The following is a 25,959-nucleotide window of genomic DNA, read 5'->3' on the forward strand; positions in this document are numbered from 1 at the left end:
GCCGCGCCACCGTGACGGCGCTGGCCCCGCCCGGCCGCGCCGGGGCTGCCGGACGGACCGGACCGGCCCCGGTCGAGCCGGTGCTGGCCGCCGCACTCACCGCCGAGCCGATGCGGATCGAACTGGGCACGCGCACGATGCTTTCGGCGATCGCATCCTGATCGACCCCCAGCGCCGACAGCACGGCGCCGAACCGGTGCTGCTGCAGCGCCACCAGCAGATCATCCAGAATCGCGTTGCAGGACTTGCGCTTTTCCTCGATCCGGTCGTGCAGGTCGTCGGCGACGTGATGCGGCGCAAGCGTCTGCAGCAGATCCTCGACCACCCGCCCCAGCTGCTGCTCGATCTGGCGCAGCTTCTGATCGGGCTTGCACACCCGCGTCAACGCCTGCACCAGATGGCGCACCCCGCCGTCATTCAGCGTCAGCGCGGCATCCCAGGCGCCCTCGGGATCGGCGAAATGGCGCCGCACCGCCTCGGCCTCAAGGCAGCCCTGCCGCAGCTCGGCGATCCGCGCGGCTTTTTCCGGCCGGATCCGCACTTCGCGGCGGTCGTCGTCATAATCGATCAGCCCGTCGACGTAGAAATTCGGATTGCGCAGCCAGAAGCAGTTCTGGAACGGCCGCCCCCCGGCCCAGCTGCCCACCCAATTGTCGCTGCCGTTCGAGAATTTTTCGAGCAGCGAGGCTTCCATGCGGCGCTGGAACCGCGAAGCCTCGCCCCCCGCGGCGGCATTGTCGCCCAGATGCTTGTCGAATTTCGTCAGCACGAAGAACAGGATGCAATCGACCAACGCGCGTTGCTCGGGGCGGGCGCCATGGGTGCGCTCGATCCAGGTCGAGACCAGCCGCGGCAGATCCACCGTTTCCATGTTGCTGTCGGGCACGCACAGCAGCATCGAGGTGATTTCCTGATTTTCGACGTAGCGGTCGAAGAGATAGGCGACCTTGCCGCGCAACAGCAGACCCGGCAGCGTCTCCGGATCCTTCAGCGTGACCTCCAGCGCCTTGTTGAAGCGGTTGCGCGCGCCGGGGAAATCCAGCAGGTCGGTGGTGGCGAACAGCGGATGCGGCACATCGCGCATCGGCAGCACCAGTTCCGCCGCCAGCGCGCAGATCCGCGCCCGCGGCAGCTTCGCCCGCAGCCCCGCGCCGGTCAGCACCTCGATCGTCTGCGCGCCAGTCGCCGGGCTCAGCACATCCGCCAGCGTCTTGACGTCCAGGATCGAGCTTTCGCGCGGCACCACCGCATCCAGCCCGACATGGATTTCCTCGGGATGGCCGATCTGCGCCAATGCGCCCGCCAGGTCGCGGAACAGCTGTGTCATCGGCGCATGACGGCCCCAGAACACCGCCAGAAATTCGGCCCGGTCCTCGGGCGCCAGCAGCGGCGCCAGCGCCGCGGCCGGGTCGCGGAACGATTTCAGCGCGGCGGCATACGAGCTTTGCCGGGCGAAATTCGCCTCGATATATTCCGCGATCTCGATCACGTCTTCATCGCTCATGCCCGGTACCGGCTGCGGCTGGCGGCGGCTCTGGAAGGTGTCGAGATGGGCGGTCAGATCCGCGGGCTCGGGCGCTGGTTCCGACTTGTCGCCGTCCATGAAGAAGCTGTTGGCGATCACCCGCGCCAGATCGGCCTCGCTCAGCAGCGACAGCCGGATCGGAAAGCCCGCGGGCACCTCGGGCCGGGTGCAGGTGAAACGGGTCACAAGCCCGGTGCTTTCGCCTTCGCCCTCCGGGTTCAGCGCGCTGATGTAGTCAAGCTCGGTGCCGCCGAAATCGGCGACAAGCCGGCCGTCGGCGGGCCGGGCCAGAACCGAGACCAGAAACGACTTGCCCGCCTGCGAGGGGCCGAAGACGCTGACCGACATCGGCGTGCGGGCGGATTTGCCCAGCCGCTCGGCGCGGCGCACCGCGCGGCGCAGGGTGCGCGTCATCGAGCCCTTCTCGGCGCCGACCCGGTCGGCGTTGCTTGCGACGTCGAGCCAGCCCAGCGCCGCGCGGCCGAGACCGGCAAGGGTGGTGCAACGCTCCGAAATGCTGTCACTGCTCATCTGCTGGCCTTAAAACTTGAACACGCCGGTATCGATCCAGTAGTCATCGGCCGCGCCGAGGGTGTGCAGCTTCAGCACCACCTGATCGCGGCGCACGGTCTGCCCGTCGCCATCCTCGATCTCGCTTACCTCGAAGGCCTCGCGCGCGGCCTCGCGGCGCAGCGCGGTGTCGGGGCGGGTGTCATCGGGATCGGCGTCGAATTCCGCCCGTTCCAGCGTGACGACCAGCGGCGGCTTGTGGCGCTGCGCCGCCGCATTGGCCAGATCGAGCCGATAAAGCGGCGTCGTGGTCCAGCGCGGCAGCGGCAGCTGCCGGAACCCCAGATAGATCGGGGTGAACATCCGCACCCGGGCGCTGCTGGCGGCGTCGCGGCCCTGCGGGCCCAGATCCGTGCCGCCAAACAGCACCCGGTCGTCGGGGATCTGGCCCGAGGCGTCCATCTCGCCGATGAAGACGGCGGTCGAACGCATCTTGAAGGCGCCGGTGGCGACCTTGAAATTCGGGATCCGCGATTCCGACAGCGCGATCAGCATGCCGCCCACCGCCACCGTCGATTTCGGATCGCCGATCCGCTGCGAGACCGGATCGCGGAACGGATACCAGCGGCCGGTGCGATACTCGTTCATCAGGATCAGCCGATGCGGCGGCACCACCAGCATTTCCTCGAAGATCGTGCGCAAGGCGGGCAGCCGCGACGGCCGCCCGGTCATCAGCACGATATCCACCCCCAGATGGTCGATCACCTCGGCCAGGTTGCCCAGCGCCTTCTGAAAGGTTTCGCGGGTGATCGCATCGACCTTCTGGCGGTCGCAATGCAGCACCGTCCCCGCCAGCCGGAACCCGGCCGCGCCCGCGGCCCGGGCCGGGGCCTCCAGATAGTCGATCAGCGCCGCGGGCAGGCCGCGCGCGGTGTCGTCGGCTGCGCTGCCGTCCTCGGGGCGGGGGGTCAGGCCCAGCACCGCGTCCAGCGCGATCGTCATCGTGTCGAATTCGCCCGCCTGTTCGCAGGCGCGGATCAGCTCCAGCGCCAGCGGCTGCAGCACCCGCAGCCCGAACTGGCGCCGCTTTTGCGCCAGCAGCTGATCCTGGCCGCCGATATCGCCCGCGAAGAGCTCGCGCATCAGGTTCGGCGCGCTTCTGCCCCCCGCGGCGGTGATGGCGTTTTGCAGCTCGGGCAGGATGATCGAGGCGATCACCCGCTCGACCAGATCGTCGCCCGCGACGCGGAAGCCCTCGCGGAACGTCTGTTCGGGCACCAGCATGCGGTTTTCACGGCAGAAATAGGTCGTCACCATCATGTCGGTGGTGCCGCCGCCGACATCGATGCAGGCCAGCCGCAGGGAGGGCTCGGGCGGCTGGCCCGTCGCCTGCACCCGCTCGCGTCCCTTCAGCCGCAGGAACCGCTCGATATGGCCGTCGAATTTCTGCGTGATCTCGGAATAGAGATAGACCAGCTGGGTGCAGCTGGCCTCGTCCCATTCCTCGGACACCTCGGGCTTGCGCGAGACCGAGCTTTCCGCCCCGGTCAGCCCCTGCATCGACCAGATCAGATCGACCGCCCCCTTGGCGCGCGAGCGCATGATCGCCTGTTCCTGGATCGAGGTGGCGGTGGGCAGGGTCAGGATGATCCGGCTCAGCCGCCGCGGCAGGTCCGATTGCGGCCGCCGCGCCCGGCCCGCGGGGGCGTTCACCTGCACCAGCGCATGGGCGATGATCTCGCTCAGCATGAAGCCGAACAGCGACGAGCGGGAAAACCGCGGCCGCCCGGCCGGATCGGTCGAGGTCCGCCCGGGACGGCGCAGCTTGCTGCGTTCCTCCAGCTTGACCTGGGCGATCACGTCGCCCGCGGCATTGAGAAACCGCATCGCCGAGCGCGCCGCCCGCGGCAGGTTGTTCGGGTCGGAATGGTTGTGAAAGCGCCAGTCCTGCAGCACCGCGCTTTCATCCCACAGATAGCGCTTCGGGCTCGACAGGCCCGAGGCGACCTCGGTGCCCTCGTCCCCGGCCACCAGCCGCAGCGCCTCGGCGCCGATCCGCACCGGCGAGGGCCAGATGAACCCGCCGGAGCGATGCGCCCGGCGCAGCTTGGTTTCCTCGATCATGCAGAATTCGGAAAACTCGACCCGGCTTTCGAACAGGCCCGCGCCGCTCAGTTCCGGCCGCGACAGGTCGCGGATTTCCAGCGGATAGGACCGCGCCGGATCCAGCCGGGCCTCGCCGGGGATATGTTCGATCAGGATGCCGCAGGTGCGCGAATTGCCGATGTCGAGCACCAGATCGACGTCGATCGGCGTCGCCGCGTCATATTCGCCGATCGTGTTGCACAGCCGCAGCAGCGGAAACCGGATCGCGGTGTCGAGCACCTTCAGATAGGCCAGATAGCGCGCCCAGTGTTCCAGCCGGTGCGGCAGGGTTTCCGGGGTGATCCGGCGGCCGGGGCGTTCGGCGCGCTTGAAGGCCAGAAACAGCTCGTCGAGCAGATCCGACACCCAGCCCTGCGGATCGACCTGCTGGCCCGCGGCATCGGTCTCGACCCGGCGCAGGAACCAGTCCATCCGCGCCGGATCGGACACGAAGCGGAACTCCCGGCTGTTGAGCGCATCGCTGCGATCGGGGGCGGGATAGGAGGCGCCGTCCTTTTCCGCGCCAAGCGCGGTGTCGAGCGCCAGCTGCACCCGGTGCGTGTGCCCGGTTTCGGGATCGGGCACCGGCAGCCGGACCGTGCGCAACAGCGCCCAGGCGGTCGGACCGGGGTCGTAAAGCTCCTCGCCGCCCTCGCCATAGACGCTCTTGCGCCGCAACACCGGCACCGGCAGCCATCTTTCCAGAAACGGGTCCATCGCCGCGACCGGGCTGACGGAATATTCGTCGTCATCCGCCCGTCCCGCCCGCAACAGCGGCCCATCCAGATCCTCGTCGCCCGACAGCGGAATGAGAACCCGTTCCTCCAGCCCCGCCGCGATGTCGGGCCGCTCCATCACCCGCTCGATGAAGCGCATCCCGCGCATCTCGATGTCGGACTGCCGGAAGCCGAAATCCAGGATCTGCAGCCCCGACCAGGGCACGAGGGTGACCTCGTCGCGCCAGTCCGGGATCTTGGCGAGCGGATTTTGACGGTTCAGGCTGCTCATCTGGATATCTCGAACTCCGTGCTCCACCGTTTTTCCTTGCCGCGGAAGGCGCCTTCAAGATGCTGCTCGGGCGTTCCCTGGCGGCGCAGCACCACCCCGAAGGGCAGATCGCCCCTGGGGGGCGTGTCGTTCAGCCGTTTGACCTCGACCCGGTAATGTCCCGGAACAAGGGGATTGAAATGGATGTTCTCGACCGGGTCGTCGATCGCGACCGGGGCGGGAAAATTCGCGTCGACATCCAGCAATCCGCCGCAATCATTGGGCTTGCGCCGCAAGTCGGCGACCTGCCCCGAGGGACAGCTGACCCGCAGATCAAGATCGTCCGTGCCGCTCCAGACCAGCGAGATCGTCATCTCGCCCGCCGCTGCGCCGCGCGCCTGCAGCCGCCGGTCCAGATCGGCGATCCCGGTCTTGGGCGCGGCGGGGGCCTCGGCGCGGTCCCGGGCGTTCAGGCACTGGCGCCCGGAGAGGGCGAGACGGTCGGTCAGCTGCGCGATTTCGGCGCGCAGCGCCTCGGCTTGCCGCGCGGGCGCCGTCGCCGCGACCGGCGCGGGACAAAAGCCCAGCAGGCCCGGGCGCAGACCGCAGGGCGCGATCAGCAGCCAAAGCACCGCCGCGATCAGTGCCGCCAGCACAAGCCAGCCCAGAAGGACAAGCCAATGCCCCCAGGGGCGCGGCGTTTCGGACGGCGGCGGCGCGGCCAGAAAGACGGTCTCGGTCGCGGCAAGGGGCGGGGCGGGCAGAGCGGGGGTCGCCATGGCCGCCGTCGCCGCGGCGGCGGCGCGGCGGTTCGGCGCCAGCACCGAAAGCGCGCCACGCGCGGCCCGCGTGGTGTCGCGCAGGCGGCCCCAGTTCACCAGGATCGGGCGCAGCCCGCCGTCGTCCTGGCGCAGGGCCCAGATCGCGTCCTGATCCGGCACTTCGATCGCATTGCGCAGCGCCTCGGCCAGCCAGTAATTGTCGGCACTGGTCTGCAGCGCCGTCTGCGGTCCGGTCTGCGGCCCGGTCTGGGCGCTGATCTGATCGGCCAGCGCCAGGATCCGGTCGTGGATCGCCGCCAGCCGGGCGCGGATCGCCTCGGCCTCCGGGGCGGAGAGCGCGGCCAGCGGCACCGGCGTGCCGGGGCGGCCCGGCGGCACATACCATTCGATGCGCGCGCCGCCATGCGTCGAGACCGGCTCGGCGAAGATCGCGGCATGGTCGGGGTCGATGCGGTCGCCAAGCGTGCCGGTGATCAGTTCCCAGGAGCGCTGGGCGGCAGAGCCGAGCGCCTGCAGGCCTTCCGAGGAGGTGGTGGTGATCAACCCGTCCGACATCCGCCGCTCACTCCCCGCCCGGACCGGGCGCCGCCGGGGCCGCATCTGTCGGGGTTGCGGGCGCCGCCGGGGCGGGCACCGCGGCAGAGGGCGCCACCGTCGGCTGACAGCTGGCGCGATCGACGGTGGTCGCGGCGGGGGTTCCGGCCAGAAACGCGGCCAGTCCCGAAGCCGAAAGCGCGAAATTCAGCGTCCGCAGCGGACCTTGCCGGACGAAGGTGTTCACCCCCAGAACCCGGCCGCAGAAATCCACCAGCGGCCCGCCGGAATTGCCCTGCGCCAGCGGCGCCGAATGCAGCAGCGTCTCGGTGGCGCCGTGCAGCGGCTGTTCGGCGTTCACCGTGCCATCGACGACGACCAGACCGGGCATCGCCGCGCCGTCGCCGCGCAACAGCGCCTCATAGGCGGCGTCGGTCTCCATCACGTCGCCCGGGAAGCCCGCGGCCACGACATGATTGAGCTTGAGCGAGGCGGCCGGATCGGCCAGCGGCAGCGCCGGCAGCGCGGTCGAGGCAATCTTCAGCAGCGCGAAATCGGCCCCCGCGGTCTCCAGCGGACCGGCGGTCTTCAGCACCTGCGCCGGTTGCGGCTGGCCCAGCAGCTTGTTCACCACGAAGGCGCCCTCGGGCCCGAGATCCTCGATCACGTGCTGGTTGGTGACGATCAGCCCCGGCCCGACGGCAAAGCCCGACCCGGTCGAGACGCCGTCCGCCCCGGGGGCGATCACCAGCACGGTGGCCGCCTCGATCCGCGCCAGCAGGGTGTCGGTCTGCGCCTCGGCGCCGGGGGCGGCGGGCAGCAGCGCGCGTTCGGGCGCCGGGGCCATCGGGGCATCGGGCGCCACCTGCCCCTGTTCGGGCGCGGCGCCGGGGGCCGGAAGCGGCAAGCCCTCGGCCGTGCGGTTGCCCGGCAGCACCAGAACGCCATCGGCGCGGCATTGCGCCCCCGCAAGCGCCAGCCGCAGCGCATCGCGCCGATCGCGCAGGGCGCCCAGTTCGCTGTCGCGCGCCGCCGAGACATCGGCCGCGCTGACCACGGTGTCGGGCGGGAACACCCGGGTTCCGGGCAAGAGCAGCCAGATCAGGATCAGGCTCGTCACCGCGATCAGGATCGGCAGCGGCAGCCAGGCCGCCAGCGGCAGCACGGTGCGCGTGTCGACCGGCGGCAGGGGCGCCGTCGCGGCCCCGGGGATCGGCGGCGGCCCCGAGGGCCCCGGCGCCGCCGCAGCGGTTTCGGCCCGCGCGGCATCGCCGCGCATGAATCCGGTCAACGCGGCATCGCCGCGCATGAATCCGGTCAACGCGGCATCGCCGCGCATGAATCCGGCCAGCGCGGGCGGGCCGCCGCGCGACCGGACCCCCCAGTTCACCAGAACCGGAAAGCCGTTGATCGCCCGCACATCGGCGGCCTGCGCCACCGACAGCGCCGCCCGCACCGTCGCCGCCTGTTCCGGCGTCAGCGCGGGATCGGAGGCCAGCGCCTCGATCCGCGGCAGCAGCCGCAGCAGCCGATCCTCGACCGCGCGGCGCAGCGCCGGGTCAAGATCGCCAAGCGGCCGGGCCTCGCCCGCATGCACCGAATGCCAGGCGACGTTCAGCGTCTCGCCCGAGGCGCCGCGGCTGACGAAGGGCTCGGCGAAAAGGTCGGCCGCCTCCGCGCCCAGCCGGGCGGTGAGCAGATCGTGCAGCGCGGCATGCCGTTCCAGCACCGGCAGACCGGCGACGGAAAGGCAGTCCTCGGCTTGCAGCGACGAGCGGAAAAGGAAATGCTCGGCCATTACGGCGCCTCCTGCGTTCTGCGCATGATCACATCTGCGCTGCTGCCGCTTTCGGGTTGGAAAGAGGAACAGCTGGCCCGCTCTGCGCCATCGACCCGACAGGTCACCCGGCGCTGCAGGATTTCCATGTCGTTCGAACAGGGCAGGTTGGCGGCTTCCTCGATCACCAGCGCCTGCCCCGGGATGAAGCTGCCGCTGACCGGCCCCTCGCAGCGGATGCCGTTCGAGCCCTGCATCGTCTCGGTGCCGTTGCCCGCGGCGTCGAAGCACACCGTCCATTCCGAGAAATCGGTGATCTCGCCGGTGGCGCGGTTTTGCGTGCGATAGGGGCTGTCAAGCGCCCAGCAGCCGCGCAGATCGCCCAGATCGGCCTTGTCGATCATGTCCTTGTCCAGTGTCGGCGGCGGCTCCGGGTCCGGTTCCGGTTCGGGCGCGGGGGCCGGTTCGGCGACAGGCTCGGGCGGGCTTGCGGGACACGCCAGCCCCGAAAGCCGGGCCTCGAGGGCGCGGATCTCGGCGCGCAAGGCCGCGCTGGCGACCTGGTCCTCGGCCAGCGGATCCGGAGCGACGGTGCCGGGACAGGAGCCGATCCGCAAACCGCCGAAGGGCAGCTCGACCGCGCAGGAGGGAAGCAGCAGCGCCGCCGCGACGGCCGAGACCGCCAGAAGCGCCGCCCCCCCCACCCAGATCGAAACGATACGCATCGACACTGAAATCCCCGCTGCGCCGACGCAAGCGCCGACGTGTCGCCTGTCGCCATTCAGTTGGCGGTGATCGCTTTCGACAAGATCGCCGTGCGTTCCGCCGTCTGGTTGGGCAGAACCGCCGGGGCGGCGCCGCCCGACAGCGCCGAGAGCGCGAAGCGGATCCAGGTCCGCGAGGCCTCGGGGTTGGCGGTGAAGCCGAAGCCCTCGCGCAGGTGGTGGCCCAGCAGCTCGGCATAGGGTTTCATGTCGGCCGCCGCGAGCGTGGCCAGCGCCACATTCGCCATCACCGCATCATCGGTGCGGTAGCCCTCGGCCAGGCAGACCCGGCCCGAGACCTGCGTGGCGCTCAGGGTCTTGCCGGAGGCGTCGATCACCTTGCGGATCTCGGCCAGCGTCGCCTCGGGCGGGCGGGAGGCCGGATCGGCCAGCTTCACCGAAAGCGCGGTTTTCATCTGCCCGCACAGCGAGGTGATCAGCGCCTGTGTCGCCCCGACATCCTTGGCCACCTTTTCGCCATCGGCGGTGGCGAAGGTGCGGGCGAGGCAGAATTGCTCGTCAAGCGCGAGGCCGGGGTTCGGCATCTGCTCGGCCGTGGCCATGCCGCCGTTGCTGTTGGTCAGAACGCTGGTCTGGTTGCACAGGTTGTTCATCGAGGCCGCGGGCGGCGACAGATCGCCGAAATCCGGGATCGAATCCTGCGCGGTGATCGCGGGCGCGGGCGGTGCTGCGGCAGGGGCGGCGAGGGCGGGGGCGGCGGCGGGCGGCACCGGAACCGGCGCCGCGGGCATCTGCGGCTGGGCATAGGGCGTCGCGGGCGGCTGCGGATAGGGCGCGGCGGGGGCCTGCGGATAGGGCGGCATCGGCGTCGGATAGGGGGCGGCGGGCGCCATCGGGGTGCGCTGATACATCGCCGGCAGGCCGCGCCGACCATAGGGGTTGGCCGCGGCCAGCTGCGCCGCCTCGGCGGGGTTGAGCCGTTCGCGCGCCATCGCATCTTGCAAGATGACGCGCTGATCCGCGGTGATCACCCCGTCCTGCATCCGCCCGAGCGTGCCCTGAAAGGTCGCGATCGCGGCGCGGGTGCGCTTGCCCGGGGCGCCATCGACCGGACCGGCGTCAAAGCCGAAATTGTTCAGCGCCTGCTGCATGTCCTTGTCGGCCTGAATCTCGGCGGCGGGGCGGGAGGGCGCCGCCTTGCGCGGGGTGTGACGCTGCGCGGGCGGGGCGTTGTTCTGCGCGGCCCCCGCGATCATCGCGCCGATCATCAGACCGGCAATGCCCGCCCCGAGATCATTGGCGGCCGATGCCTGCGGTGCGAGAGCCACGGAAACTGCCAGGCCGACATTCAAGAACGATGGTCTCTTCATTCTTTCCTCGCCGAAATCGGGTGGTCGCGCCGGGAAAACCCCGGCCGCAGGTCATTCATTCACAGGTCATTCATTTTTCGCAAACACGCGCCAAAACCGGCGTTTTACAAAAGATATACAGGCAAAAGGATTCGTGTAAACGGAAAAGGCAAGGCGGCTCCGGTTTGCGTCACGCCAGTTTTAACCGATTGTCCTGGACGCCGCGGGCCGACATTCACCGCCCGAAATCGGCCTTTCCGCGGCGGCTCCGGAGAGGGCGCCGGGACGCCGCCCTTGCGGTCAGGCGCGCGCCTGCAGCGCCGCCTCGAGGTTGGGCACCTCCCCGGGATCGCAGCCGAAGAACCGCGCCTCGAAGGCGGATTGCGGCAGCGGCCGTTCGAACAGATAGCCCTGCCCGTAATCGCAGCCCAGCTCGATCAGCGTTTGCAGCGCGGCTTCGGATTCGATCCCCTCGGCCAGCGCGACGAAGCCGAATTTCTTCGCCAGACCGATGATCGCCTCGACGATCTGGCGGGCGTCGCCATCGGCCTCGATGCCGCGCACGAAACTGGCGTCGATCTTCAGCGTCGTCACCGGCATCCGGCGCAGATAGGTCAGGCTGGAATAGCCGGTGCCGAAATCGTCGATCGCCAGCGCGATCCCCATCTTGCGCAGCCGCTGCAGCGCCTCCATCGCGCCGGGAATGTCGACGGCCAGCTGATCCTCGGTCAGTTCGATCTGCAGCCCGAAGGGCGGCGCGACATCGTCCGAGGTCTTCCAGCCCACCCGCACCAGCGCCGCATCGAGCACCTCGGCCCAGTCCTGCGCCGCAAGGCTGGAGGCGGTCTGGTTGATCGACAGCGTCCAGTCGGCATGGACAAGCCCCGCCCAGCGCCAGCGCGCCTGCACCGCCACCGCCCGGCGCAGCACCATCCGGTCGATCGCGGGCATCAGCCCGGCCTTGGCCGCCACCGGCAGGAACGCGCCCGGCATCACCAGCCCGTGCCCGGGACGGTTCCAGCGCACCAGCGCCTCGCAGCCGCGCGGCCGCTTGTCATCGAGCGCGAAGATCGGCTGGAAATGCAGCTCGAATTCGTCGTTTTCCAGCGCGCTGACCAGCGCCACCCGGGTTTCCAGCTCGCGCAGCGCCTCGGCCCCCATCGAGGGCTCATAGACCATCACCGCCCGGCGGTCCGATTTCGCCGCATACATCGCCAGATCGGAATTGCGCAACAGCGCGTCGCGGCTGTCGCCATGGCGGCCATAACAGGCGATCCCCGCCGCGGCCGAGGGCCGGTAATTGTGCAGCCCCGGCAGATCGAGCGGCCGCGCCAGATGATCCAGCAATTCCGCCGCCCGCCGCTGTGCCGCCGCCTCGTCGGCATTGCCGATCAGCACCACGAATTCATCGCCGCCGATCCGCGCCGCCAGCTCGCCCTCGGTCAGCGCCGCGCGCAGCCGGTCGGCGATCACCGTCAGCAGCAGATCCCCGGTTTCGTGGCCGAGCGAGTCGTTCACCGACTTGAACTTGTTCAGATCCAGATACATGAGCGCGAAACTTTGCCCCGCGCGCGAGGCGAAGCCGATCCAGTCGTCGATCCGTTCGGCCAGCAGGCGGCGGTTGGCAAGGCCGGTCAGCTGGTCGAATTGCGCCATGCGCTGGTTGTCGGCCTGGGTCTGGCGCAGCAGCGTCAGATCGGCCAGCATCGCCACATGGCCCAGATTGGTGCCCGCCGCATCGGTCAGCCGGGTGATCCGCGCCCAGCAGGTCAGCTGGCGGCCGTCCTGGCCATGCAGCGTCACCTCGCCCTGCCAGCTGCCCTCGGCGCGCGAGAGCGCCTGACGCAGCCAGGAGTCGGTATCGGACATCCCGGCCGAAACCCAGCGCGTGCCGGTGCGCGGCATCACCAGCGCATCCAGCAGCACCTCCGGATTGGCGCCAAGGGCGATGCCGCTCATCCGCTCGAAGGCCGGATTGACCCGCATCACCCGCAGGCCCGGATCGGTGATCACGATCGCATCCGAGGATTGTTCGAACACCCGGTCGGCCAGCCGTTCCACCTCGCGGGTGCGCAACTCCTCGGTGACGTCGCGGGCGCGGGTGAAGACGCCGATCACCGCGCCGTCGTCGTCGAAGACCGGGCGGCGCTCGGTCAGCAGATGCGCCGGGCGCGGCGTTCCGGGCTGGCCGTCGCGGGTCCGGGTCGGGCGCAGCACCGTCTCCTCGACGATCTGCGCCATGCGCCGGGCGATCACCCCGGCCTCCAGCCCGTTCAGATGCCGGGACAGCTTTTCATCCATGAACTGCGACCGCCGCCGCCCCTCGATCTCGGCGGGGATGCGGCCGAAGGGCTGGGCAAAGGCCTTGTTGGCGATCACCACCCGGCCGTCGGTATCGGTCAGCGCCACCGGGTCGATCGTGCTCTCGATCAGCAGGCGCAACAATTCGGGATTGCCCGCCGAAGTCCCGGCCTCCAGCGGAAACAGCACCACCCACCAGGTCGCCCGCTCGGTCTCGGGCTTGCCGGGCGCGGCGACGACATGGGCGTGAAAGCTCTGCCGCGGCCCGTCGACCCGGCCGATCCGCAGCCGCAGCGCCACCGCGGCGGCCGAGGTCGCGGCGGCGGGCTGGACGAAGGCGGCATCCAGCGCCTGGGTCAGCGCCCGCGCCTGGCTGCGCGACAGCACCGCCCGCAACACGCCCGAGCGCTCGCCGGTGCCGCCATCGCCCAGCACCGCCCGCGCCGCCGGGTTCGCATCGACGACGCGCAGCGCATGGGTCAGCTGCAGCACCGGCAGGGGCAGACGGCGCAGCAATTCCCCCGGCAGATGCATCTGTTCGGGGGCGTGATGCAGCGCAAGGTCCAGCGCCGCCGCCTGTTCCGCACAGCTCACCCGCAGCCGGTCGAGCGCCGCGCGCAGCTCGGCCTGTGCCGCCGCGGGGGTCGTGGCCATCTGCTGCGCCAGCGCCGTTTCCAGCGCGCAAAGCCGGGCCTCGATCTCGGCCATGGGGTCGTTGACGGTCTCCGAGGCCGACGGATGCGGACCGGCGGCAAGGCAAAAGGGGCCTGCCGGGTCAGCCGCGGGCGGTGCAGGGGGCTTTCAATTCATGAAGGGACGCTCCTCGGGCGTCGGCAAAAGCGAGTCGGATGGATATCTTTGTTCCGCCATGAACGGCAAACCGCGACCATCTGTCAACTTGGCAGTTTTCGGATGCCGACGTTCTTCCCGCAGAAGATGCGCGCCGGGAGCGCGGAAATACCGTCCTTTCGGCGGTGGTGCATTGCATTTTAGCGAAGAAAACATGGCTTTCTGGCCTTGCGGGCCGCTGTGGCGGAACGAGATTCGCAAAGCGTTAGGAAACCCCCCTCATGCTCCTCCTGGTTGCAAATGGGTGTCTTCAGATGTCGGAAAAAATGCCTCCCCGGACCTCTCTTCCCCGGAACTCGCTGCGCCGCGTGATGGTGATGACGCTCGGCATGCCGGCCTTTCTGGCGCTGCTGTTCGGGGTCTTCCTGACCGTCGAGCGCTGGGCTGCGCTGGGGGATGCCCGGCAGGTGCAGCGGCTGATGTCGCTGGCCGAGACGGCCGCGGCCGTGGCGCATGATCAGCAGCTCGAACGCGGCCTGACGAGCCTGTTTCTGAACGGCAAGGATGCGGCGGTGCCCGGAAAGCTGACCGCACAACGGGCGCTGACCGATGCCGCGCGGGCGGCGCTGATCACCCGGGCCGAGGCGATCGGACTGGACGGGCTGTCGCCGCATGTGGGCGCGTTGATCGAGGAGCTGCGGGGCGATTTCGAGAAAAGCGCCGCGCTGCGCACCGCGGTCGATGCCCGCACGATCCCCGTCCCCGAGGCGATCGGCTATTACACCGAAATGAATGACGACGTGCTGCAGCTGGTCGAGGTGGTGGCTGGCGCCAGCACCGATGCCGAGGTCAATGCCCGGATCACCTCCTATGCGGCCTTCATGACGGCGAAGGAACGCGCCGGGCTGGAAGGCGCGCTGGGCGCGGGGGCGTTCGGCAAGGGGGTTTTCGACACTGCGACGCTGCTGACGATGCGCGCGATCGGGGCGCAACAGGAGCAGGCCTTGCAGTTCTTCGCCGCTTTCGCCACCGACGAGGATCAGGCGGCGGCGGCAGGGCTGACCGATCTGCCCGCCTCGGCCGAGCTTTCGCGGATGCGCGAGATCGCCTTCCGCTTCCCCGAGACGCAGGACGCCGGTGGCGTGACCGGAGAGGCCTTCTTCGCCACGGCGACGGCGCGGATCGCGGCGATGGAGCAGCTCGAGACCGCGATCGGCGCGCATATCGCGGCGGCGGCGGCGGCCCACGCGCAGATGGCGCTGTTCGGCTTTCTCGGGGTCGGCGCGATCATCGCGGCGGCGCTGCTTCTGTCGATGCTGACCGGGGCGCGGTCGGTGCTGCGCACCGAGGCGGATGTGGGCGCGCTGGTGCGGGCGGGCGATGCGATGGCGGGGGGGCAGCTTGACGTCCTCCTGCCGCTGCCGCGCCTGCGCGAGACGGCGCAGATGGGCCGCGCGCTTGACAGTTTCCGGGTCAGCATCCTTGAGGGCCAGGAGATCGCCCGCAAGGCCGAGGCCGACCGCGAGGCGCATCGCCAGGCCGAGGCCGATCGCGAGGCGACGGCGCGGGCGGGCAAGGAGGCGCGGCTGGCGCGCGAGGCCGAGGCGTCCCGGCGCGAGGCCGAGCGCGACCGGCAGATCGCGGCCGAGATTTCCGCGGTGGTGACGGCCTGTGCCGAGGGCGATTTCTCGCGCCGGATCCCGCTTGACGACAAGGAGGGCATCCTGGCCCAGATCTGCGCCGGGCTGAACCGGATCGGCGAGATCACCGACGCCGGGATCGCCGAGGTCAACACCGCGCTGCGCCATCTGGCCGAGGGCGATCTGACCTATCGCATCCGCGACGGTTTCGTCGGGGTCTTTGCCGAGATGGCGCGCTCGGTGCGGGCGGCGAATGACAGCATCGCCCGGACGGTGCAGGCGATCGAGACGGCCTCGGTGACGATCGACGGATCGAGCAGCGAGATCAGCACCGCCGCCAATGATCTGGCGCGGCGCAGCGAACAGAATGCGGCGATGCTGGAACAGACCGCCTCGGCGCTGGAGGAGATGTCGGGCTCGATCGGCTCGATGGCGGGGATCGCCAATGACGCCAAGAACCGCATGCGCGAGATTTCGCGCCGGGCCGAGACCGGCAATGGCATCGCCACCCAGGCGATGGAGGCGATGGACAGCATCCGCCAGTCCTCGGAACGCATCGCCGGGGTGTTGCAGGTGATCGACGACATCGCCTTCCAGACCAATCTTCTGGCGCTGAACGCGGGCGTCGAGGCGGCGCGGGCGGGCGAAAGCGGGCGCGGCTTTGCCGTCGTCGCCTCCGAGGTGCGGGCGCTGGCGCAGCGCTCCTCCGAGGCCTCGCGCGAGATCGCGCAGATCATCGGCACGGCGACGCAGGATGTCGGCCGCGGCGTCGAGATGGTCGATCAGACCGCGGGGGCGCTGGGGCAGATCGTCGGCACGATCCGCGAGGCGCTGGACCGGATCGAGCATATCGCCGGGGCGGTGGGCGAGACCGAGGTCGGCATCGCCGAGATTTCCAAGGCGACGACGGAACTTGACCGGGTGACGCAGCAGAATGCCGCGATGTTCGAGGAAACCAATGCCGCGCTGGGCGCCCTGCGGATCGAGGCCGATGCGCTGGTGGCCAATGTGGCGCAGTTCCGCACCGACAAGAACGACCGGCCGGATCTTCGGGGCCGCGCCGCCTGACGCCGCCCCGGCCGCAGACCGCGGGCGCTTACAGCGGGCCGCCGAAGGCAGGGATGCGTTGCCGGGCCAGATAGTCGCGAAAGGCGGCTTCTTCCAGCGGCGGCGCGAACAGATAGCCCTGCAGGATATCGCAACCCATCTGCCGCAGCGTCTCGGCCTGGGCCATGGTTTCCACCCCCTCGGCGACGGTGGCGACGCCAAGCGTGCGGGCGATCTGCACGATCTGCCGCACCAGATCGGCCTCGTGCGTGTCGCGGCGCAGCGCCGCCACGATGCGCCGGTCGATCTTCAGCGCCGCGGGCCGGATCTCCATCAGCCCGAGAATCGAGGTCTGCCCCGAGCCGAAATCGTCGATCTCGATCTCGATCCCCTCGGCGTGCAGCCGCGCCAGGGTGTCGCGGAAGTTGCTGCCCTCGTCCTGCCAGTCCCCGGTCTCGATCAGTTCCAGCGCCACCCGGGTCCGGCCGCGCCCGACCCGGCGCACCGCCGCGGGCAGCGCCGGATCGCGCAGCCGCCCGGTGCAGACGTTGAAGCTGATCCGCGGCAGCACGATCCCCGTCGCCTCCAGCCGCTCCAGCACCGTCGCGGTCTTCTCCATCATCACCCGGTCGATCTCGGCCACGATCCGCAGATCGCGCGCCACCCGCAAAAAGGCGTCCGGCGTCAGCAGGCCGCGCTCGGGGTTGCGCCAGCGCACCAGAACCTCGACCCCGGCCAGCGTCAGATCCTGCGCCCGCACCTGCGGCTGAAACCAGGGTTCGAATTCGTCCCTCTCGAAGGCGGCGCTGAACTGCGCCGCCATCAGCCGGTCCAGATGCATCTGCTCGGCCATCGCATGATCGAAAATCTCGACACGGTTGCGCCCCGCCGTCTTCGCCCGATACAGCGCGGCATCGGCGTAAAGCTGCAGCTCTTCGGCCAGATCGGTGATGTTTTTCGCGATCACCACGCCAAAGGACGCGCTGATCCGGCAGGGATGACCGCGATAGCGCAAAGGCTCGTCCAGCCCCTTGCGCAGCCGTTCCAGCACGGTGCGGGCCCGCACCTCGGTGCTGCCGGGGGCGAGCAGCAGGCAGAATTCGTCGCCGCCAAGCCGGGCGGCGAAATCATCCGCCTGCAGGGTGCTGCGCATCAGATCGGCCACCCGCATCAGCACCCGATCGCCCGCCTCGTGGCCCAGCGTGTCGTTGATCTGCTTGAAATGATCGAGATCGATCTGGATCAGCACGCAATCGCGCGGCCCGCCGACGCCCGCCGCACGCAGCCGGGCCTCGATGTGGCGGTCGAAATAGCGCCGGTTCGGCAGCCGCGTCAGCCCGTCATGCAGCGCCAGATGTTCGTTTTCGCTCCGCATCCGTTCCGCCAGCGCATAGGCGCGTTCCAGCTCGGCCTCGCGCAGCACGTCGGGGGTGGCGTCGTAAAGCGCGCCGGTCCAGACCACCGTGCCGTCAGGCTTCGCCTCGGGCAGCGAGGCCGCCATCAGCCAGATCTGCCCGCGCCCGGGATGGAGGAAGCGGAACCGCATCCGCCAGGGCGTCAGGCTTTCCGCGCTGCGCTGCGTCATCTCCTCCATCGCGGCGCGATCCTCGGGCACGACCCGCGCCAGCAGGCCGCCGCCGAGCCGGTCGATCCGGGCCCGATCAAGGCCCACAAGCTCGCTGAACCGGCCGCTCGTATAGGGAAAATCGGCGCGGCCGTCGGGGTGGCGGCGATATTCGAACAGCCCCACCGGCACGATATCGAGGATCGAGGCGATGCGTGCATGCGCCTGCCGGATTTCCTCGGCGTCGGCGCTGGCCCGGGCCTCCAGCTCCAGCCGCTCGGTGATGTCGAGCGCCTTGCCGAACCAGCGCACCCGGCCATCGGCCTGAACCGAGGGCGAGGCCCAGAGATTGATCCAGCGCGTGCTGCCGTCGGGCAAAAGCACCCGGTGCCGCGCCTCGACCTGCGACAGCGTCTCGCGCGCGCGCCGGAAGGCGTCGAAGACCGCGTCGAATTCCGCGGGCGGGATGTTGCGGAACACCGCCGGACCGCCCGCCAGCATCTCGGCCGCGGTGACGCCCAGAAGCTCGACGAATTTGTGGGTGAAATAGGGGAAGGACACGACGTCGTCGAGGCGCTGCATCTCGAACAGCGCCCCCGGCACGTTCTGCGCGATCGTGTCAAGCCGCTCATGCGCCAGCCGCAGCTCTTCCAGCGTTTCGGCCAGCCGCGCCTGCATCGCGCTTTGCTCGGTCACGTCCAGCACCGAGCCGTACCAGATCACCGCGCCATCGGCCTGGCGCACCGGCATCGAGGACAGCTGCATCCGCCGCAGGCCCTTTTGCGGATGCACGAGCCGGTAGAGAACGACAAGCGGCGCCAGGTTTTCGCGCGAGGTCCGGATCGCGGCGGTCAGGATCGGCGCATCCTCGGGGTGGATGTTGACGGCGGCGGCGGCGCCATCGGCCTCGATCGCGGCGCGGCTGACCCCCAGCAGATCGGGCAGCCGGGCGCTGAAATAGGGCAGGTCGATCCGGCCCGAGGGATCTTCGCGGTGTTCGAACAGCGCCCCCGGCGCCTTGTCGGCGAGCGTGTTCAGCCGGTCGCGCGCGATCCGCGCCGCCTCGGCCGTTTCGGCCAGCCGTTTTTCCGTTTCCTTGCGCGCGGTGATGTCCTGGAAGGCGCCGCAGATGCGGACCGGCTGGCCGTCCTCGAACTGCGCCTCGCCCAGCGACAGCACCCAGATCCGGGTGCCGTCGGCGCGGATCAGCGGCAGCTCGTACTGCCAGGAGGTGCCGTCGCGCATCGCCGCCGCCACCGCGGCGGTGACCACCGGGCGGGCCTCGGGGGCGTAGAAGTCGATCGCGCTGTCGAGCGGCGGCGCCGTGCCGGGCGGCATGCCATGGATCCGGCAGGTCTCGTCGGACCAGTAGATTTCCGCGCTGCGCAGGTCGAGTTCCCAGCAGCCGAAGCCCGCCAGCGCCCCGGCCTTTTCCAAAAGCCCCTGCACCCGGCGCAACTGCCCCTCGCGCGCCTTGGCCGCGTCGATGTCGCGGCGCACGCCATAGATCCATTCCGGCCGCCCCTGCGCATCGCGCAGCTGCAACCGCCCGACATCGCGCACCCAGATCCAGTGCCCGTCGCGGTGGCGCATCCGCGCCTCGACGTCATACCAATGGGTTTCGCCGGCCAGGTGGCGCTGCAATTCGTGTTGCGCCCGGATCAGATCGTCGGGATGGCAAAGCCGTCGCAAGCTGTCTTGGCCGATGTCGAGGTGGGGATCGTGGCGGGGGTCGATCTCGGCGGCGGGGGCTTCCAGCTCGGCCCGGCGATAGCCCAGGATCGCGGCCCATTGGTCGTTGAACCGGATCGCGCCGGTCTGCAGGTTCCAGGCCCAGGTGCCCAGCAGGGTCTGGTCCAGATAGCGGGAGATCTCGTCGCGTTCGGCCCGGCTGCGGGCGAGCGCCTCGGCGCTTGCCGCCTCGGTCAGGACGGCGCGGCCGGGCTGGGCCGGGCCCGGACGCAGCAGGGTGACATGGCAGGGCAGGGCGGGCGTGCGGCCGCGCGCAACCCCGAGGCGCAGTGTCGTGGCCGTCGCCTCCGAGGCGAGCCAGGCCGCAAGGCGTCTCCGGTCGGGGGGGACGAAAAGATCGACAAGCGCCGCCCCCGCACCCGGCGCGGCGATGCCGAGCATGCCTGCGGGATCGACAAGCGCGATGATCCGGCCCGCGGCGTCGAAATCGATCGTCACCGGCGGCGGTGGGCCGTCGCAGGTCTCGGTTGCGGCTTCTCCGGCGGCGCCTCCGAAATCCGGTGCAGTGAGCATAAATGACCCCCAGTGCCCTGCACGGCCGATGCAGGGCCAAACCCTCCGGCTGGGAAGGGACCATAATTTGGTTAATGAAAAATTAACGATTTATTAACGCGGCAGCGCGGCAGCGCCCGGCGCGGGGCCGGGGTCGCAAGGCTCTGGCTGTGTCCCGGCTCTTGCCAGCCGCGATTGCGGGTTGTATGAGGCGCAAAGCGCGGGTGTTGTGTAATGGTAAGACCCTAGCCTTCCAAGCTAGAGACACGGGTTCGATTCCCGTCACCCGCTCCAATCCTCCGACATGCGCCAGTAAACCCATCGCCGGGAAGTGCCGATCCGGACAGGGGTCGGCGGGGCGCAGGGGCTGACCCGCAGGCCCGATGAGCTTCTTCATGCCCCCGGGCAAAGAAAGACGTGGCACTTCCGATGGAGCTGCGCGACACCGAGTCTGCAAACCGGCGGCGCAGGCGAGCCGAGCGGACCTGCGCAAAATTTCCGGCTGCGGTGTGAATCCGCAAGAATAATTTTGCAAAAACAAGGATTTGGCGAGCGCTTGGCGATCCCGGGAGGACTCGAACCCCCGACCCGCTGCTTAGAAGGCAGCTGCTCTATCCAGCTGAGCTACGGGACCGCATGCCCTCCTTTTGCGCCAAGCTCGAAAGGCATGCAAGCATTCACAGCGCCAGCGTCATGAAGACCGAGTTCGGATCGTGCACATAGCCCTCGAACGGGCCGCATTCGATGAAGCCCTCGGCCAGATACAGCGCCCGCGCCGGGCCGAAACTGTCTTGCGATCCGGTCTCCAGGCTGATCCGGGCAAAGCCCAGACGCCGGGCCTCGCCCACAAGATGCAGCAGCAGCGCCCGCGCCAGCCCCCTGCCGCGCATCTCCGAGAGCACATGCATCGATTTCACCTCGGCATGATGACCGCCGATCCGCTTCAGCGCGCCCATGCCCACCGGCCGGCCCTCGAAACGCAGCACGTAAAACCAGATCCCCGGCGCCGCCAGCGCCGAGGCGGGCAGCATGTGGATCGATTCGGGCGGCGTGTCGGCATGCATCGCCACCGTGTGCCGTTCGTGCAAAAGCGCCAGCTCTGGCGCCAGCGGTGAAGAAAGTGCAATCTCGATCATGGGATTAGCTCCGTCCTGTCCCGGTTTCGTGCCCGTTCTGACCCGATCGTGCGGCCAAGTCCAGCCGGGCCAGCGCCGCATCGACCGCGGCAAGGGTCCGGGCGCTCGCCCCCGCATGTTCGGCCAGAAAGGCCGCGATGGCGGCACGATTGTCGCGCGGCGGCTCGGCAAGCGCCGCCAGCAGCGCCGCCCGGTCGGGCAGGCTTTGCGCCACGCCCACCGCGGCGGCCTCGGCAAAGGGATATTCGATCGTATGCACCTGCGGCCCGGTCAGCACCGGCTTGCCCAGCATCAGCGGCTCGATCACGTTATGCGCGCCCTTCGGGCTGAAGCCGCCGCCGACGATCACCCGGTCGGCCAGCGCGAGGTAGAAGAACATCTCGCCCAGGCTGTCGCCCAGAAAGACATCGGGCGGCAGGATCGGTCCGAGGAGCGCCAGATCGGCGCCCAAGGTGCGGCTTCGGCGCAGCACGTTCAGCCCCGCCGCGGCCAGCCCCGCCGCCACCGCGTCGAAGCGTTCCGGCGCGCGGGGGACATGGACGAAAAGCGGCGCGGGGCGGTTTTCGGCCCGGGCCTTCGCGGTGATCTCGGCGATGACACCGGCAAAAAGCGGCTCTTCCGCCTCGACGCAGCTGGCGATGGTGATCACCTCGCGCCCGGCGGCAAGGAGGGGGCGCAGGCGGTCGGCCGCGGCGGGCAGGGCGGGGGGCACCGGCTGATCAAAGCGCAATTCGCCGGTGACGGTGATCTCGGCCAACCCGGTGGCGGCAAAACGCTCCGCCTGCAGGCGCGATTTCACGAAGGCCCCGGCCAGCTGTGCAATCACCCGCTGGCGCAGCCGCAAGCCCTTGCTGTCGCGGGCAAAACGGCCCTGCGTGTAAATCGCGTTCGCGGCGTAAAGCGGCACGCCCGCGGCGCGGCTGGCCGTGATCATCGCGGGCCAGATCTCGACCTCCAGCGTCAGGCCGAGCCGCGGGCGGCAGGCGCGCAGGAACCGGCGCCAGCACCAGCCCATGTCAAGCGGCACCCAGACCACCACGACCCGCCCCGCGGCGATCTCGGGGCCGAAGGCGCGGGCGGATTCGCCGCGTCCGGCCGGGGTGAAATGCGTCAGCACCACGGTTTCGCCGCGATCGAGCATCCGCCGCACCAGCGCGAGGGCCGAGCGCATCTCGCCCAAGCTGACCGCATGCACCCAAAGCGCGCCCTGCGGCAGCGCCCGGCGGTAAAACCCGAAGCGCTCGGGCAGGGCCTGCAGATAGGCCGGATCGCGGCGGCCGCGACGCCAGAGATAGAGCCCCACGAAAGGCAGGCCGACAAGCCACAACAGCCGGTAAAGCCCCATGAACAGCCGCAGGATCATCGGTCGGTCTTCCTCAGCGCCAGAAGGTCGCGGGCAAGGGGCGCCAGCTCGGCCCGGGCCGTGGCGACCAGCGCGCGGGCGCGGTCTTGCGCGGCGGGGGCGGTTTCGGCCACCGCCCGCGCCAGCGCCGCCCCGGCTGCGGGCCCCGCCGCGATCTGCGTGGCCAGACCCGCCGCGGCCAGATCGGCGTAATCGGCGGCAAAGTTATGGGTGACGGGGCCCGAAAGCACCGGCAGGCCCAGACAGACGGCCTCCCACGGGTTATGACCGCCGACCGGGCCGAAACTGCCGCCGACGCAAGCGACGCGGGCCAGCCGATACCAAAGACCAAGCTCGCCGAAACTGTCGGCCAGATAGACCTGCGTTGCGGCGTCGGGCATCCCGCCCGTGCTGCGCCGCGCGCTTGACAGCCCGGCCCGGGTGAGCGCGTCGAGGATTGCCTCGGCCCGGCTGGGCACGCGCGGGGCCAGGATCAAAAGCCAGGCCGGGTCTTGTGCGGCAAGGGCCTTGGCGGCTTCGATCACCACCGCTTCGTCCTCGGCGTGGGTGGAGGCCGCGACCCAGATCTTGCGGCCCGAAAGCGCGGTCTGAAACCGGGAAAGGTCTGCCGGATCGACGCCCAGCGGCGCGGCGGCGGGTTTGAGCGAGCGCATTACCCGCACGTTCTGTGCCCCAAGCGCGCGCAGATGCCCGGCCGAGCCCGGATCCTGCGCCGCGATCAGGGAAAACCGCCCCAGCACGTCGCGGTAAAGCCCGCCCAGCCGCGCCCGTTTCGCCGCCGCCCGCACCCCGATCCGGGCGTTCACATAGGCCAGCGGCACGCCGCGCGCGGCGGTGTCGCAGATCGCGCCCGGCCACAGATCCTGTTCCGACCAGATCGACAGATCCGGGCGCCAGTGATCCAGAAAGCCGCGCAGGAAATCCGGCCCGTCCAGCGGCAGGAACTGATGCAGGGCGCCCGCGGGCAGGTTCGTCCCCAGAACCTGCGCCGAAGACCGCGCCGTCGAGGTGATCAGCACCGAGAGGGCAGGGGCCTCGGCCTGCAGCGTGGCAATCAGCGGGCGCAGCGCCAGCACCTCGCCCAGACCCACCGCATGCAGCCAGACCAGCCGACCCGCAGGCCGCGCCGCGGTCGGACGGCCCAGCTTTTCGGGCAGACGGGCGGGGTCTTCCTTGCCCTGCTTCAGCCGCCGCGCCAGCACCGCGCGCATCAGCGGTTGCAACAGCGACCGCGCCGCCAGATAGGCGCGCAGCTGCCAGCCGTCATCGGCGGAACGGGCGTTCATCTTGGCGCTCCTTTCGGGTCCGGGGCGAAAATCGCGCGGACCCTAGGGCGGCAGCGCGGTTTTGTCCATCCGGGCGGCTCAGACGAGGCCGAGCCCCACCGCCGCGACAAAACCGACGTTGCACAGCACCAGAAGCCCGACCGCCAATGAGCCCAGATCCTTGGCGTCTTTCGCCGCTTGCGACCATTCGGGGGAAATCCGGTCGGTCAGCACCTCGATCGCGGTATTGAGCGCCTCGATGGCCAGAAGCAGCGCGAAAAGCACGCCAAAGCCCAGAAATTGCGCCGCCGACGCACCGAAGAGCGCCAAAAGCCCCAGCGCGACGGCGCCCAGGATCAGTTCCTGCCGGGCGGCGGTCTCGCGCAAGAGCCGCCCCATCCCGGCGATCGAATAGCCGGTCGCATCGATCAGATGCCCCAGCCCCGGCCGCGGCGGCACCACCTGCGGCGCGGGTTTTTCGTCCTTGGGCATCACGCCCCTCCCTTGCGGCAGTCGTGGCTCAGATCCAGCGCATCCTTGCGCACCGAAGTCTGGATGTCGAGCAGGCCCAGCACCGAATGGAAGAGGTTGTCTTGCGACACCGCCGCCCCGGATTGCGCCGCCAGACAGGATTGCGGCACCTGCATCGCGTCCTGGAAGGCCTGCGACAGCCAGATCACGAAGGGCACCTTGCGCTGTTCGTCCGGCGCCATGAACATCGGCGCGGCATGCAGATAAAGCCCTTTCTCGCCAAGGCTTTCGCCATGGTCCGAGACGAAATACATCGCCGGGATCACGCGGTCTTGCGCCGCCATCATCCGGATCGTCCCGGCCAGGACGTGATCGGTCATGCGGATCGAATTGTCATAGGCGTTGACGATTTCCTCGGCCTTGCAATCGGCAAAGGCCGAGGACCGGCAATCGGGCTGGAACACCGCCTGATCGGCCGGATAGCGCAGGTAATAGGCGGGCCCGTGGCTGCCGATCATGTGCAGGACCAGCACGGTGTTTTCGGTGATCGTCTCCATCCGCGCCTTGATGATCGGCAGGAAGGCCGCATCGGTGCATTCGCCCCCGGCACAGGCGGCCGTATCCAGCGTCGCATCGATCCGCGTCACCGGGCCCAGCCGTTTCGCCACCTGCTGATCGCCGGTGTTGTTGTCGATCCATTCCACCTTCAGCCCGGCATGGGCCAGAATGTCGACCAGATTTTCGCGGCCCAGAAAGCGCTTTTGCGCATAGCCCTCGGTGCCCAGATCCGAGAACATGCAGGGCACCGACACCGCGGTCGAAGTGCCGCAAGAGGAGGTGTCGGTGAAATTCACCACGTCAAGCTTGGCCAGTTCCGGCGTGGTGTCGCGGCCATAGCCGTTCAGGCCGAAATTCTGCGCCCGCGCGGTCTCGCCGACGAACAGCACGAAGAGCACGGGTTTTTGCGCGGCTTGCAGCAAGGGCCCCGGGCGGGCGTCGCGGCCATAGGGGGCGGCGGTGATGTCGGCGGTGGCAAAGCGCAGCAGGCCATAGCGCGCCATCGCCCGCAGCGGCGCCCCGGGCTGGAACGCGGCCAGCATCTCGCGGTGGTTGCGCACGGCGGGGGCGAAGCTGCGGTAATTGCTGACCAGAAGCCCAAGCAGCAGCGCCAGCGACAGCGCAATGCCCAGCGGCCAGCGCCAGATCAGGCTGCGCAGCCGCACCGGCCGCAGCGGCACGGCAAAGATCAGCGCCGCGGGCAGGATGCCCCAAAGCCCGATGTCGCGGAAAAACTGCAGCGTGAACAGATGCTTGCTTTCCGTGGTCGTGGTCAGCATCGCATTCTGGATCATGTCGCGGTCGATCAGCACGCCATAGGCGCCGCGGAAATGTTCGGCCACGGCGGCGGTCAGGATCATCAGCGCCAGCGCCGGACGCTGCAGCCGGGGCAGGGTCACAAAGGCCATCAGCACCAGCAAAAGCAGGCTGACCGAGACGCCAAAAGCCACCAGCGCCACCGGATCCTTGGCGAAGACCCGGAAGATCGCCGACCACATGCCGCCGTTCAGCGCTGCCAGCAGATAGGCGGCGACCAGCAGATTGAGACCCCAGGGCGTCAGCTGAAACCGGCCACGGCCGGGGCTTTTGCCGGGGCCGGAGGGCGAAAAGGGAAGGGGCTGGCTCGACATGGATGCGTCTCCTTGCGCGGTCTTGCCCTCCTGTCGCCGCGCCGCCTTGCGCCAAGCTTACGAGAACGCGGCAGAGGGCAAAAACTTCGGCGCGGAAAGCGCTCGTCAAACCGCCTC

At 69.6% G+C, this 25,959-nt stretch carries 14 protein-coding genes and 2 tRNA genes; 2 read left to right on the plus strand and 14 right to left on the minus strand.

Features of this window, described 5'->3' with window-relative positions:
- The 7 genes from FBT96_RS15125 to FBT96_RS15150 form a co-directional block, all read right to left on the minus strand.
- Window positions 1–2,056: virulence factor SrfC family protein (locus FBT96_RS15125; RefSeq protein WP_136908072.1), on the minus strand; the 2,056-nt coding region annotated here is incomplete at its 3' end.
- Between the two features lie 9 nt (window positions 2,057–2,065).
- Window positions 2,066–5,188, minus strand: coding sequence for a virulence factor SrfB (locus FBT96_RS15130; protein ID WP_136908074.1), 3,123 nt, complete (start codon window positions 5,186–5,188; stop codon window positions 2,066–2,068).
- Entirely contained in the window at window positions 5,185–6,504 is a 1,320-nt protein-coding gene (locus tag FBT96_RS15135) for a hypothetical protein (protein ID WP_136908076.1), read from the minus strand. Before FBT96_RS15135 ends, FBT96_RS15130 begins: the two co-directional genes overlap by 4 nt.
- Window positions 6,505–6,511: 7 nt before the next feature.
- Complete coding sequence (locus FBT96_RS15140) at window positions 6,512–8,281, minus strand: S1 family peptidase (RefSeq protein ID WP_169583497.1); 1,770 nt, start codon at window positions 8,279–8,281, stop codon at window positions 6,512–6,514.
- Window positions 8,281–8,985 carry a hypothetical protein gene (locus FBT96_RS20810; RefSeq protein WP_169583499.1) on the minus strand — a complete coding sequence of 235 codons (705 nt, stop codon included), beginning with the start codon at window positions 8,983–8,985 and terminating at the stop codon, window positions 8,281–8,283. Before FBT96_RS20810 ends, FBT96_RS15140 begins: the two co-directional genes overlap by 1 nt.
- A gap of 56 nt (window positions 8,986–9,041) precedes the next feature.
- Entirely contained in the window at window positions 9,042–10,355 is a 1,314-nt protein-coding gene (locus tag FBT96_RS15145) for a peptidoglycan-binding domain-containing protein (RefSeq protein WP_136908080.1), read from the minus strand.
- Window positions 10,356–10,634: 279 nt separating this feature from the next.
- Window positions 10,635–13,343 carry a sensor domain-containing protein gene (locus FBT96_RS15150; RefSeq protein ID WP_136908082.1) on the minus strand — a complete coding sequence of 903 codons (2,709 nt, stop codon included), beginning with the start codon at window positions 13,341–13,343 and terminating at the stop codon, window positions 10,635–10,637.
- 458 nt (window positions 13,344–13,801) lie between these two features.
- Here FBT96_RS15150 and FBT96_RS15155 point away from each other — a divergent pair, with 458 nt between their 5' ends.
- Window positions 13,802–16,132, plus strand: coding sequence for a methyl-accepting chemotaxis protein (locus FBT96_RS15155; protein WP_169583501.1), 2,331 nt, complete (start codon window positions 13,802–13,804; stop codon window positions 16,130–16,132).
- A gap of 28 nt (window positions 16,133–16,160) precedes the next feature.
- Here FBT96_RS15155 and FBT96_RS15160 read toward each other — a convergent pair whose 3' ends face one another.
- Window positions 16,161–19,940: a sensor domain-containing protein gene (locus FBT96_RS15160; RefSeq protein WP_136908086.1), complete on the minus strand. Its 3,780-nt coding sequence runs from the start codon at window positions 19,938–19,940 to the stop codon at window positions 16,161–16,163.
- A 199-nt stretch (window positions 19,941–20,139) separates the two neighbouring features.
- On the opposite strand from FBT96_RS15160, the gene FBT96_RS15165 reads away from it, so the two are divergent.
- Window positions 20,140–20,213, plus strand: a tRNA-Gly gene (locus tag FBT96_RS15165).
- 263 nt (window positions 20,214–20,476) lie between these two features.
- Here FBT96_RS15165 and FBT96_RS15170 read toward each other — a convergent pair.
- The 6 genes from FBT96_RS15170 to FBT96_RS15195 form a co-directional block, all read right to left on the minus strand.
- A tRNA-Arg gene (locus tag FBT96_RS15170) sits at window positions 20,477–20,553 on the minus strand.
- Between the two features lie 43 nt (window positions 20,554–20,596).
- Complete coding sequence (locus FBT96_RS15175) at window positions 20,597–21,055, minus strand: GNAT family N-acetyltransferase (protein ID WP_136908088.1); 459 nt, start codon at window positions 21,053–21,055, stop codon at window positions 20,597–20,599.
- A 4-nt stretch (window positions 21,056–21,059) separates the two neighbouring features.
- Entirely contained in the window at window positions 21,060–22,418 is a 1,359-nt protein-coding gene (locus tag FBT96_RS15180) for a 3-deoxy-D-manno-octulosonic acid transferase (protein ID WP_136908090.1), read from the minus strand.
- Complete coding sequence (locus FBT96_RS15185) at window positions 22,415–23,704, minus strand: 3-deoxy-D-manno-octulosonic acid transferase (RefSeq protein ID WP_136908092.1); 1,290 nt, start codon at window positions 23,702–23,704, stop codon at window positions 22,415–22,417. Before FBT96_RS15185 ends, FBT96_RS15180 begins: the two co-directional genes overlap by 4 nt.
- A 78-nt stretch (window positions 23,705–23,782) precedes the next feature.
- The gene (locus FBT96_RS15190; protein ID WP_136908094.1) at window positions 23,783–24,175 is read right to left on the minus strand and encodes a diacylglycerol kinase; all 393 of its coding nucleotides are present in this window, start codon (window positions 24,173–24,175) and stop codon (window positions 23,783–23,785) included.
- Complete coding sequence (locus FBT96_RS15195; protein ID WP_136908096.1) at window positions 24,175–25,842, minus strand: phosphoethanolamine transferase; 1,668 nt, start codon at window positions 25,840–25,842, stop codon at window positions 24,175–24,177. Before FBT96_RS15195 ends, FBT96_RS15190 begins: the two co-directional genes overlap by 1 nt.
- Window positions 25,843–25,959: the final 117 nt, after the last annotated feature.

It is taken from the genome of Rhodobacter capsulatus (genome assembly GCF_005144475.1).
Taxonomy (GTDB): Bacteria; Pseudomonadota; Alphaproteobacteria; order Rhodobacterales; family Rhodobacteraceae; genus Rhodobacter; species Rhodobacter capsulatus_C.

Coding starts and splice junctions, on each gene's coding strand:
- FBT96_RS15130 (WP_136908074.1), bottom strand. CDS start 5,188: ATGAGCAGCCTGAACCGTCAAAATCCGCTCGCCAAGATCCCGGACTGG.
- FBT96_RS15135 (WP_136908076.1), bottom strand. CDS start 6,504: ATGTCGGACGGGTTGATCACCACCACCTCCTCGGAAGGCCTGCAGGCG.
- FBT96_RS15140 (WP_169583497.1), bottom strand. CDS start 8,281: ATGGCCGAGCATTTCCTTTTCCGCTCGTCGCTGCAAGCCGAGGACTGC.
- FBT96_RS20810 (WP_169583499.1), bottom strand. CDS start 8,985: ATGCGTATCGTTTCGATCTGGGTGGGGGGGGCGGCGCTTCTGGCGGTC.
- FBT96_RS15145 (WP_136908080.1), bottom strand. CDS start 10,355: ATGAAGAGACCATCGTTCTTGAATGTCGGCCTGGCAGTTTCCGTGGCT.
- FBT96_RS15150 (WP_136908082.1), bottom strand. CDS start 13,343: ATGGCCGAGATCGAGGCCCGGCTTTGCGCGCTGGAAACGGCGCTGGCG.
- FBT96_RS15155 (WP_169583501.1), top strand. CDS start 13,802: ATGACGCTCGGCATGCCGGCCTTTCTGGCGCTGCTGTTCGGGGTCTTC.
- FBT96_RS15160 (WP_136908086.1), bottom strand. CDS start 19,940: ATGCTCACTGCACCGGATTTCGGAGGCGCCGCCGGAGAAGCCGCAACC.
- FBT96_RS15175 (WP_136908088.1), bottom strand. CDS start 21,055: ATGATCGAGATTGCACTTTCTTCACCGCTGGCGCCAGAGCTGGCGCTT.
- FBT96_RS15180 (WP_136908090.1), bottom strand. CDS start 22,418: ATGATCCTGCGGCTGTTCATGGGGCTTTACCGGCTGTTGTGGCTTGTC.
- FBT96_RS15185 (WP_136908092.1), bottom strand. CDS start 23,704: ATGAACGCCCGTTCCGCCGATGACGGCTGGCAGCTGCGCGCCTATCTG.
- FBT96_RS15190 (WP_136908094.1), bottom strand. CDS start 24,175: ATGCCCAAGGACGAAAAACCCGCGCCGCAGGTGGTGCCGCCGCGGCCG.
- FBT96_RS15195 (WP_136908096.1), bottom strand. CDS start 25,842: ATGTCGAGCCAGCCCCTTCCCTTTTCGCCCTCCGGCCCCGGCAAAAGC.